Origin of the sequence: Zestomonas carbonaria, from assembly GCF_904061905.1 — a bacterium.
Taxonomy (GTDB): domain Bacteria; phylum Pseudomonadota; class Gammaproteobacteria; order Pseudomonadales; family Pseudomonadaceae; genus Aquipseudomonas; species Aquipseudomonas carbonaria.
The window spans coordinates 155,015-164,940 of record NZ_CAJFCI010000039.1; the positions used below are offsets into that span (position 1 = coordinate 155,015).

At 67.0% G+C, this 9,926-nt stretch carries 8 protein-coding genes; 4 read left to right on the top strand and 4 right to left on the bottom strand.

The window, feature by feature from the left end:
- Positions 1 to 252: 252 nt before the first annotated feature.
- Positions 253 to 2,286: a S9 family peptidase gene (locus PSEWESI4_RS10070; RefSeq protein WP_187671068.1), complete on the bottom strand. Its 2,034-nt coding sequence runs from the start codon at positions 2,284 to 2,286 to the stop codon at positions 253 to 255.
- Positions 2,287 to 2,382: 96 nt separating this feature from the next.
- Between PSEWESI4_RS10070 and PSEWESI4_RS10075 the strand changes: the two genes are divergently transcribed.
- The 4 genes from PSEWESI4_RS10075 to PSEWESI4_RS10090 all read left to right on the top strand — a co-directional run bounded on the left by PSEWESI4_RS10075 (position 2,383) and on the right by PSEWESI4_RS10090 (position 4,700).
- Positions 2,383 to 2,868 (top strand): MFS transporter, encoded by a 486-nt coding sequence (locus PSEWESI4_RS10075; RefSeq protein ID WP_187671069.1) that lies wholly within the window; start codon positions 2,383 to 2,385, stop codon positions 2,866 to 2,868.
- Between the two features lie 72 nt (positions 2,869 to 2,940).
- Entirely contained in the window at positions 2,941 to 3,387 is a 447-nt protein-coding gene (locus PSEWESI4_RS10080; RefSeq protein ID WP_187671070.1) for an HIT family protein, read from the top strand.
- A 3-nt stretch (positions 3,388 to 3,390) separates the two neighbouring features.
- Positions 3,391 to 4,170, top strand: a complete 780-nt coding sequence (locus tag PSEWESI4_RS10085) for a class II glutamine amidotransferase (protein ID WP_187671071.1) — start codon at positions 3,391 to 3,393, stop codon at positions 4,168 to 4,170.
- Between the two features lie 5 nt (positions 4,171 to 4,175).
- Complete coding sequence (locus PSEWESI4_RS10090; RefSeq protein WP_187671072.1) at positions 4,176 to 4,700, top strand: DUF2937 family protein; 525 nt, start codon at positions 4,176 to 4,178, stop codon at positions 4,698 to 4,700.
- Between the two features lie 163 nt (positions 4,701 to 4,863).
- Here PSEWESI4_RS10090 and PSEWESI4_RS10095 read toward each other — a convergent pair whose 3' ends face one another.
- Genes PSEWESI4_RS10095 through PSEWESI4_RS10105 form a run of 3 tightly spaced genes read right to left on the bottom strand, consistent with a single transcriptional unit; the run spans position 4,864 to position 9,289 of the window.
- Positions 4,864 to 6,195 carry a TolC family outer membrane protein gene (locus PSEWESI4_RS10095; protein ID WP_187671073.1) on the bottom strand — a complete coding sequence of 444 codons (1,332 nt, stop codon included), beginning with the start codon at positions 6,193 to 6,195 and terminating at the stop codon, positions 4,864 to 4,866.
- A gap of 1 nt (position 6,196) precedes the next feature.
- The gene (locus tag PSEWESI4_RS10100; protein ID WP_187671074.1) at positions 6,197 to 7,543 is read right to left on the bottom strand and encodes an HlyD family type I secretion periplasmic adaptor subunit; all 1,347 of its coding nucleotides are present in this window, start codon (positions 7,541 to 7,543) and stop codon (positions 6,197 to 6,199) included.
- Positions 7,544 to 7,549: 6 nt separating this feature from the next.
- Complete coding sequence (locus PSEWESI4_RS10105; RefSeq protein ID WP_187671075.1) at positions 7,550 to 9,289, bottom strand: type I secretion system permease/ATPase; 1,740 nt, start codon at positions 9,287 to 9,289, stop codon at positions 7,550 to 7,552.
- Positions 9,290 to 9,926 lie beyond the last annotated feature (637 nt).

Genomic DNA, 9,926 nt, shown 5'->3' on the forward strand with positions numbered 1-9,926 from the left:
GAAGCGTTTTCCACCAAGGGCGGTGGATGTGAAGCGCGACATCCACCCTACGTGGAACGCTTGGTGGTTTATGTCAGGTCCGCCCCTTACCCTAACCCTGGCTACGCGCCCCGCTCCTGAGGGAGCGGGGACTGGTCTGAGTTGGGGCAATGCTCGGTGCCAGGGGGGAGACCTCGGTGACTCCCTCTCCCCCCGGGAGAGGGCCGGGGTGAGGGGCGGAGTCTGGACCCGGCTCTGTGGTTGGGTAGATATCTACACCATCAGCACCTTGAGCAAAAACGCATACTCCAGCGCCACGTCCTTGAGCGCCTGGTAGCGTCCGCTCATGCCGCCGTGGCCGGCGCCTAGGTCGGTCTTGAGCAGCAGCAGGTGGTCGTCGGTCTTGCTGGCGCGCAGCCGGGCCACCCATTTCGCGGCTTCCCAGTACTGCACGCGGCTGTCGTTGTAGCCGGCCACGGCGAGGATCGCCGGGTAGGCCTGGGCGCGGACGTTCTCGTAGGGGGCGTAGCGCCTGATCCGTTCGAAGACTTCGGGATCGTTCGGATCGCCCCATTCGTCGTACTCGGTGACGGTCAGCGGCAGGTCGGGGTTCTGCATGGTGTTCAGCACGTCGACGAAGGGCACGTCGGCGATGGCTGCGGCGAACAGTTCCGGGCGCTGGTTGAGCACCGCGCCGATCAGCAGGCCGCCGGCGCTGCCGCCGCTGATCGCCAGGCGTTCGGGCGTGGTGTAGCCGGTGGCGACCAGGTGTTCGGCGCAGGCGATGAAGTCGCTGAAGGTGTTCTGCTTGTGCTCCAGCTTGCCGGCGCGATACCAGGCTTCGCCCAGTTCGCCGCCGCCACGCACGTGGGCAATGGCGAACACGAAACCGCGTTCCAGCAGGCTCAGGCGGGCGTGGGAGAACCAGGGATCGAGGCTTTCGCCATAGGCGCCGTAGCCGTAGAGGTAGAGCGGCGCCGGTTGGCCGGCGGCGAGCACTTCGCGGCGCGCCACCAGGCTGATCGGCACCTGCGTGCCGTCCGGCGCGGTGGCCCAGAGGCGGCGGCTTTCGTAGGCGTCGGCGTCGAACGGGCCTTCCACCGGGGTTTCCTTGAGCACCTTCTGCTCGCCGCTGGCGAGGTCGAGCTGGCGGATCTGCGCCGGGCGGTTCAGCGCCTCGTAGCGCAGGCGGATCACCGGGCTGTGGAATTCCAGGCTGTCCTGCACGTGCAGGCTGTAGGCGGCATCCGGAAGTTGCACCCGTGCCGGCGCGCGGCCTTCGGCGCGTACCTCGACGATCGGCAGGCCGCCTTCGCGCAGGCTGAGGACGATGGCGTCGCGGTTGAGGCTGACGCCTTCCAGCATCACCTGCGGGTCGTGGCCGATCAGTTCGCGCCAGTGCGGGCGCTCGGGCGTGGCGTCCGGGGCGGTGTAGAGGGCGAAGTTGATACCGGCCTGGTTGCTGCGGATCAGCCAGGCCCAGTCGCCATCGAGGCGGCCGTGGTCGGCGTAGTACTCGTGGCCTTCCTCGCGCGGGGCCAGGCAGCGGAAGTCGCCATCGGGGCGTTCGGCGTCCAGTACCCAGGTCTCGCAGGTGGTCTTGCTGTTGAGCAGCAGGAGCAACTGGCGTTCGGAGCTGGCGCGGTAGCAGTGCAGGAAGAAGCGCCCGTCGATCTCGTGGAAGACCTCCTCGGCGCCCGCTTCGCCCAGCCGGTGGCGGTGCAGCCTGTGCGGGCGGTGGGTGTCGTCGAGGGTGGCGAAGAACAGGGTGCGGCTGTCGTTGGCCCAGGTCATGCTGCCGTCACAGTGCTCGAAGGGCAGGGCATCGAGGTCGCCGCTGGCCAGGTCCTTGACGTACAGGCTGTAGATCTCGTCGCCGCTGGTGTCCAGGCTGTAGGCCAGTTTTTCGTGGTCCGGGCTGACGCTGAAGGCGCCCAGTGCCAGGTAGCCGTCGGCGGCCAGCTCGTTGGGGTCGAGCAGCAGTTGCTCGGCGCTTTCGTCCACCGTCAGGGAGTCGTCCGCCGGGCGCGGGCAGCGGTAGTGGCGGGGGTATTCGTCGCCGGCGGTGGTGCGCGTGTAGTACAGCCAGGGGCCCCAGGGCGTGGGGAGCGACAGGTCGGTCTCGCGGATGCGCGCCTTGATCTCCTGGAACAGTCGTTCGCGCAGTTCGGCCTGCCCGGCCAGTTCGGCTTCCAGGTAGGCGTTCTCGGCCTTGAGGTGTTCGAGCACCTCGTCGGCGTCGCGGTTTTCCAGCCAGCGGTAGGGATCGGGACCGGGCTCGATACGGGCGACCGGGGCTTGCGACATGGGCTTCTCCTTGCGGGGCGACGGACGGCGAGTGAGCCGGACTGCCGAAAAGCCGTTATCATAAGCGCCCCTTTGTCAGCCCCGCCACGGACCTCGATGATCGAAAACGACTACATGCTCGCCTGGGCCGGCTATGCCGTCGCGGCGCTCGGCTGCCTGTTGGTTTGGTTCCGCCTGACCAGTTGGATGTGGCGCTACCTGCGCGAACCGCTGCGCGTGCTGGTGGCGGTGCTGCTGTTCGTGCCGACCATCGTCGACCCCGGCCGGGAGCTGTTCGCCCCGGCCATCGCGGTGACCGCCCTCGACATGCTGTTCAAGGTCGGCAACAACGCCTGGCACGCGGTGGCCGACCTGGCCATCTACGGCATCATCGCGTTCGCCCTCTATCTGCTGTTCGTCTTCGTCCGCTGGCCGCTGGAGCGCTGGTGGAAGGGCCGCAAGGCAGCCGCTGCCGCGCCCGAGGTGGCGGAGGAGGACGAGCCGACCCTGCGCGAAGTGCTGGCGCGCGAGCGGGCGGAACCGGCGGACGCCCGCCTGGATGGCAACGGCGACCGGGGCCTGCGCATCGAGCCGCGCCTGTAGGAGCCCCGCGCGCAGCGCTTGATTCTGGCGGGCGGGCCATTCAGCATGGGCCATCCCGTTCAAGGAGCCTTCATGGACTGCGTGTTCTGCGCCATCGGCAGCGGCCGGCTGCCGGCTCACCTGCTGTTCGAGGATGAGCACTTCCAGGTCATCCTCGATATCTACCCGCTACGCCCCGCGCATGTGCTGGTGATCAGCCGCGAGCACGCGCCCTACCTCAGCGACCTGTCCGCCGCCGCCCGGGAACGCCTGCTGACCCTCACCGAACGCCTGAGCCGTGCATTGCGCGCCTGCGGCTATGGCGTGGGCGGCATCAACCTGCTGGTCAACGACGGGCCGCTGGCCAACCAGCACGTGCCGCACCTTCATCTGCACCTGATCCCGCGCCGTCGCGGCGACCTGCCGGCGCTGGTCTGGCGCACGCTGACGCGCTTCCTGCCGTTCGGCCGCCAGCCCTTGCAGGCGCGCCTGGAGCGGGAAGCCGATCTGTTACGCAACGCTTTGCAGCGAGAATCCTGAGCCATGTGCGAATTGCTGGGCATGAGCGCCAATGTGCCGACCGACATCGTTTTCAGCTTCACCGGCCTGATGCAGCGCGGCGGCGGCACCGGGCCGCACCGCGACGGCTGGGGCATCGCCTTCTATGAGGGACGCGGCCTGCGCCTGTTCCAGGACCCGGCGGCGAGCGTCGAATCGGAAGTGGCCAAGCTGGTGCAGCGCTACCCGATCAAGAGCGAGACGGTGATCGGCCATATCCGCCAGGCCAACGTGGGGCGTGTCTGCCTGGCCAACACCCATCCGTTCGTCCGCGAGCTGTGGGGGCACAACTGGTGCTTCGCCCACAACGGCCAGTTGGCCGACTTCCAGCCGCGCCCGGGCTTCTACCGGCCGGTGGGCGATACCGACAGCGAGGCGGCCTTCTGCGACCTGCTCAACCGCTTGCGGGTGGCCTTTCCCGAGCCGGTGGCGGTGGACATCCTGCTGCCGACGCTGATCGGCGCCTGCACCGATTATCGCGGCAAGGGCGTGTTCAACTGCCTGCTCAGCGATGGCGACTGGCTGTTCGCCTTCTGTTCGAGCAAGTTGGCGAGTATCACCCGCCGCGCGCCGTTCGGCCCGGCGCAACTGAAGGATGTCGACGTGACCGTCGACTTCCAGGCGGAAACCACGCCGAACGATGTGGTGACGGTGCTGGCCACCGAGCCGCTGACCGCCAACGAGACCTGGAAGATCTACCAGCTGGGCGAGTGGAGCCTGTGGCGGCGTGGCGAGTGCATCGCCCACGGCAAGACCGGGGACTAGGGACGATGCTGCGAAGCTACCTGCGCTTGGTGCTGTTCGCCCTGGGGCTGTTGATCGGCCTGCAGGTGCCGGGCTTCATCGCCGACTACGCCAAGCGCGTCGAGGCCCATCGGCTGGAGGCGGAGCAGGGGCTTTCCGGTTTCCGCCAGACCGCCCAGCGTTTCTTCCAGGGCGACCTGGATGCCCTGGTGGCCCACTACCGGGCCAGCGACGATGCGGTGATGCGCAGCGATGCCGACAGCGTCGCCCACCTGGTGGCGCGTGCGAAGCTGCTGGACAAGGAGTGGGCGGCGATGCAGGGGGCTTGGTACGTCCAGGTGCTGCACCTCGCCACCGCCGCCGATCGCCGACTGCTGCGGGAGACCTGGGATGGCTACAGCTACCAGGTGCTGCTGTCTCCCACGGCGATTGCCTGGGGGTTGTGTGCCGCGCTGTTGCTGGCCTGGCTGGTCGAGTCGGTATTGTTGCTGGTTGCCGGGATGCTGGGGTTCGGGCGGGAGCGCCGGGCCCGGCAGCGGCATTGGGGGTGAGGGCGCGGTTGGTGGTCGGCGCCGCACGTGGGGTGTGCCGTGCGCACCGTTTACCGGGGGTGGGCACGGTGTCCGGCCGGAGACACGGGGGCTGCTTTTCTATCGGTGCGCGCGGCACACCCTACGAGGGGCAGCCCGGATGCAATCCGGGGATCTCGGTTCATCAATGGTTCAGGGCCAGCTCGGGGCCCAGGTAGGCATTGGCGTGGCCGATGTCGTCTTCGCCGAGCAGGCCGACCGCGGCGGCCAGTTGCAGGCGGGCCAGCAGGTAGCGCAGCTTGGCTTCCATCAGGTCGCGGCGGGCGATGAAGACCTGTTCCTCGGCGTTGAGTATGTCGACGTTGGTGCTGGAGCCGGCCAGGAAGCCTTTCTTGGCCGAGTCCTGGGCGCGTTCGCTGGAGGCCACGGCCCGTTCCAGGGCGCGGATGCGTGCCTGGCCGCTCTGCACGCCGCGAAACTCGCGGGTGGTGGATGAGAAGACTTCCTCGCGGGCCGCGTTCAGTTCTTCGCCGGCCTGTTCGCGGCTGGCCACGGCCTGGCGCACCTTGGCGTTGACCGAGCCGCCGGCGTACAGCGGCATGTTGAATTCGACCCCGGCCGAGGAGTAGCGGTTCTTCTGGTCGAGGGTGGAGATGGAGTCGCTCTTGTTGTCGGTATAGGCCAGCACCAGGTCGAGGGTCGGCCAATGGCCGCTGTTGGCCCGGTTGACCTCTTCCTCCGCCAGGCGGTGGTTGTGCTGCCGCGCCCGTAGCGCCGGGTTGTGCGCCTTGGCCATATCCAGCCAGGCCTGCAGGTTGCCGGGCTCCAGGGGTGGGGTCGGGAAGTCGTGGTGCAGGGTGGAGAGCTGGCGCGGTGTCTCGCCGAGCATTTCCTCGAGCAGGCGCAGGGCGACCACCAGGTTGTCCTGGGCTTCGATCAGTTCGGCCTGGGCCAGGTCGCGGCGCGCCACCGCCTGGTCGACGTCGGTGATGGTGCCGTCGCCCAGGTCGAAGCGGCGTTGCGCGGCGGCGACCTGCTGCTCGAAGGCTTTCAGCTTGGCGTTCGCCAGATCGATGGTTTCCCGGGTCAGGAGGACGTCGAAGTAGCGGCTGGCCAGGTTCACGGCGGCGTTCTGGCTCTTCGCGTCGAACACCGCTTCGCTGTAGTCCGCGCGCTGCTTGCCCTGGCGGTATTCGGAGGCTTTCTGCCGGTTGAACAGCGGCTGGCGCAATTGCAGCACCGCGTTCCGCGAGTCGTAGTCCAGGTCGTTGTCGGGCGCGTTGTCCCGGTGCTGGGTGCCGTCGATCCAACTGTTGCTGGCGCTGGCGTTGAGTTGCGGCAGCAGGCCGGCCCGCCCCAGGGCGCGGTTTTCCAGGCCGGCATCGCGTTCGTGGATGGCCGCGCGATAGGTCGGCCCCTGTACTTGCAGCAGTTCCCACGCCTCTTGCAGGTCCAGGGCGCAGACGGGGAGGCTGGTCAATCCAACCAGGTAGAGAAGGGTTCGGCGCACCGCCATGTCACTGTTCCTTGAAGGCTGAGTCGACTCGGTCGAGCATCGGTTTCATCAGGTAGCTCATCAGGTTCCGCTCACCGGTCTTGATGGTTACGGTGGCGGGCATGCCGGCCCGGATGCGGTTGCTGCCGAGCTTGTCCATGCCTTCCGGGGTGACCTCGACTTCGGCGAGGTAGTAGGGCTGCTTGTTGGTTTCGTCGATCAGGCGGTCGGCCGATATCGTGAGCACGCGGCCGGGGATGTTCGGGGTCTGCGCGTGGTTGAAGGCGGGGAAGGCGATGTCCACCGGCAACCCGGGGGTCATCTTGTCGATGGCCTGCACCGGGATCATGGCGTCGACCTGCAAGGGCTCGTTGGCTGGCACCACGTCCATGATCGTCGAGCCAGCCTGGATCACCCCGCCGATGGTGGAGACGCTGAGGCCGAGAACCACGCCGTCGATGGGCGAGCGGATCACCGTGTTGGCGACTTCGTAGTCGAGTGCCCGCAGGCGGTCGGCCAGGGCGGTGGCTTCCTTCTGGGCGTCGGTGAGTTGCGATTGCACTTCCTTCTGGAAGTCCTGCTCCAGTTGCAGGATGCGCAGTTTCAATTCGGCGATCTGGTTGCGGGTGCGGCCGACGTCGGCGATGTTCTGCGCCAGCGCGGCGCTCAGTTCGGCCGAGTTGCGCTCCAGTTCGAGCATGCGGTTGCGGGTGACGTAGCCTTCGGCGGCGAGGCTGCGCACGCCTTCGAGTTCCTGGGAGAGCAGCCTGATCTGCGCGCTGCGCGAGTACTGCACCTGGCGCAGGCCCTTGAGCTGCTCTTCGGCGCCGAGGATGTTCTCGCGCAGGATGCTGGCCTCGCCTTGCAGCGCGGCGCGGCGGGTGGCGAACAGGCGCTGCTGCAGGTTGATCGCGGCTTGCAGGCGTGGGTCGCCGTCGAAGCGGGCGAGCAGTTCGGGGTCGAAGGTCACTTCGTCCGCGCCGTCGCGTTCGGCCTGCAGGCGATTCTCGACGGTGCGCACCACGATGTATTGCGAGCTGACCACGCCCTGCTCGGCGATCGCCCGGGTCGAGTCGAGCTCGATCAGCGGCTGCTCGCGCTTCACCAGTTGGCCTTCGCGTACCAGGATGGCGCCGACCGAGCCGCCGCTCAGGTGCTGGATGCTCTTGCGGTTGTCGGTCACGTTCACCGTGGCGTTGGCGACGATGCCGGCGTCGAGGGGCGCCAGGCTGGCCCAGAGGACGAAGCCGCCGAACCCGGCGAATACCAGCCACATGCCCCAGCGACCATGGCGACGATCGTCGACGTCGATTTCCTCTTCGCGGTTGACGAGGATCAGACTCCTGTTTTCGGACTCGAGATCTGACATGGCCTGTCACTCCTTCGTCTTGACCGACGCCAGGGTCGGCGAACCCACGGCGGCCGGCATCACGCTTGCCTGGCGGAGCGCGGAGAAGACTTCGTCGCGGCTGCCGAACATGTGCACCGCGCCTTCGCGCATCACCAGGATCTTGTCGACGATGTTCAGCACCGTTGGCCGGTGCGAGATCAGCACCAGGGTCTTGCCGCGCTGCTTGAGGTCGGCCAGGGCGTGGATCAGGGCGGCTTCGCCGACGTCGTCGAGGCTGGAGTTCGGTTCGTCGAGCACGATCAGCGAAGGATCGCCGTAGAGGGCGCGGGCCAGGCCGATGCGTTGCTTCTGTCCGCCGGACAGAGAGCCGCCGTCGGCGCTCAGGTGGGTGTCGTAGCCTTGCGGCAGGCGCAGGATCATGTCGTGTACGCCGGCCTGTCTGGCCGCGAGGATCACCGCTTCGCCGTCGATCTCGCCGAAGCGGGCGATGTTCTCGGCGATGGTGCCTTCGAACAGTTCGACGTCCTGTGGCAGGTAGCCCAGCCAGGGGCCGAGTTCCTCCTTGTTCCACCTGAAGACATCGGAGCCGTCCAGGCGGACCTTGCCGGCCTGGGCCGGCCAGATGCCGACCAGCAGGCGCGCCAGGGTCGACTTGCCCGAGGCGGACGGGCCTATCACGCCCAGCGCTTCGCCGGGCGCCAGGCCGAACGAGATGTTGCGCAGGATCGGCACGGGCGTGCCGGGGGCGTTGGCGAACACGCCTTCGACGATCACCTGGCCCTGGGGCTTGGGCAGCGGCATGGACGGCTGGCGTTGTGGGAAGTCGTCGAGCAGGCTGGACAGGCGTCCCCAGGCGCTGCGGCTGGCGTGCAGTTGCTTCCAGGCGGCGATCGCCTGTTCGACCGGTGCCAGGGCGCGGCCGCCGAGGATGGAGCAGGCGATCATCATCCCCGGGGTGATCTTGCCCTGGATCGCCAGGAACGCCCCGGTGCCGAGGATCAGCGATTGCAGGGTGATGCGGACGAAACGGGTGGTGCCGTTGATGTAGGCGGCGCGATCCGAGGCGAGGGTCTGCATTTCGAGGATGCGCAGGTGGTTGCCGAACCAGCGCTTGCGGATGGCCGGGAGCATGCCCATGGCCTGGATGACTTCGGCGTTGCGCAGGTTGTTGTTGGCGAAGCTGCCGGAAATCATCGAGGCCTTGTTGGCTTCGGCCAGCGGCTTGCTGGTGGTGATCTCGGTCAGGTAGGCGAGGCCGATGAGCAGCACGGAGCCGATCAGGGTGATCAGCCCGAGCAGCGGGTGGACCAGGTAGATCACCAGCAGGTAGATGGGGGTCCAGGGCGCGTCGAAGAAGGCGAACAGGCCGTTGCCGGTGAGGAACTGGCGGACCTGCGAAAGGTCCTGCAGGGCCTGGGCCGGGTTGCCGCCGGCCCGTTGCAGGTTGCGCTCGAAGGCGGCGTTGAACACGCGCCGGTTGAGCATCATGTCGAGCCGGTTGCCGACCCGGATCAGCACGCTCGAACGCACCACTTCGAGCAGCGCCATCAGCACGTACAGGCCCACCACCAGCAATGTCAGCATCATCAGGGTGGTGACGTTGCTGCTGACCAGCGCGCGGTCGTACACCTGCAGCATGTAGACCGCTGGGGTCAGCATCAGCACGTTGATCACGCCGCTGAACGCGGCCAGGGAGTAGAAGGTCCGGCGCAGGCGGAACAGTACTTCAGCCAGTTCGGAACGCGGGGACGGCAAGATGTCCATATGGCTCCTCCACCCTGCAGGTGGCAGCTCGCTCAGCCGGGGGCTGATGCCTGGTCGCCGTCTGCTCCTGATGGCCGAGGCCGGGGCGAATGAAGAAACGCCCCCGCGTACAAAAGCACGGCTTGCTCGTTAGTTATAGATAGGGGGTTCGACTTTGCGCAAGGCGGGAAGGGCAGTTGCTGAGAACTTATTCTCTTTTGCTGATAGCTACTTATGAACTGCAACAGGGGTTTTATTAGGCCGACCGACGGTATCTTGACAGGACTTAAGGCTGAGACTTTAGTCTAATAGGTGAATGGTCGCTGACGACGCAGGGCACGCTGGAGGGGGCGTTGTTCAGTCAGCTTGAATGGATGAGGCCGACGATGAACACAGGCTGGTTCCACCACACAGAAAGACTGTCTTCGCTAGGGCACTTCTTCGACCCTCAGTTCCACGGGCCGCCCTGTGCCTGAAACCTGGCGCCGCACATGACATGAGCGGCGGCGCCGATGGGACGACTCCAACTCTAGTCGGGTACTGATGAGCATGCGCTGATCGGTGCGGGTAGTGCTTGGCCGCATCCCAGGGATATCCGTTTCGTCCGAACGCCAAGCCACGCCTTTGCGAGGGTAGTGCATGCACGTGGCTTCCCGTT

Coding starts and splice junctions, on each gene's coding strand:
- PSEWESI4_RS10070 (WP_187671068.1), bottom strand. CDS start 2,286: ATGTCGCAAGCCCCGGTCGCCCGTATCGAGCCCGGTCCCGATCCCTAC.
- PSEWESI4_RS10075 (WP_187671069.1), top strand. CDS start 2,383: ATGATCGAAAACGACTACATGCTCGCCTGGGCCGGCTATGCCGTCGCG.
- PSEWESI4_RS10080 (WP_187671070.1), top strand. CDS start 2,941: ATGGACTGCGTGTTCTGCGCCATCGGCAGCGGCCGGCTGCCGGCTCAC.
- PSEWESI4_RS10085 (WP_187671071.1), top strand. CDS start 3,391: ATGTGCGAATTGCTGGGCATGAGCGCCAATGTGCCGACCGACATCGTT.
- PSEWESI4_RS10090 (WP_187671072.1), top strand. CDS start 4,176: ATGCTGCGAAGCTACCTGCGCTTGGTGCTGTTCGCCCTGGGGCTGTTG.
- PSEWESI4_RS10095 (WP_187671073.1), bottom strand. CDS start 6,195: ATGGCGGTGCGCCGAACCCTTCTCTACCTGGTTGGATTGACCAGCCTC.
- PSEWESI4_RS10100 (WP_187671074.1), bottom strand. CDS start 7,543: ATGTCAGATCTCGAGTCCGAAAACAGGAGTCTGATCCTCGTCAACCGC.
- PSEWESI4_RS10105 (WP_187671075.1), bottom strand. CDS start 9,289: ATGGACATCTTGCCGTCCCCGCGTTCCGAACTGGCTGAAGTACTGTTC.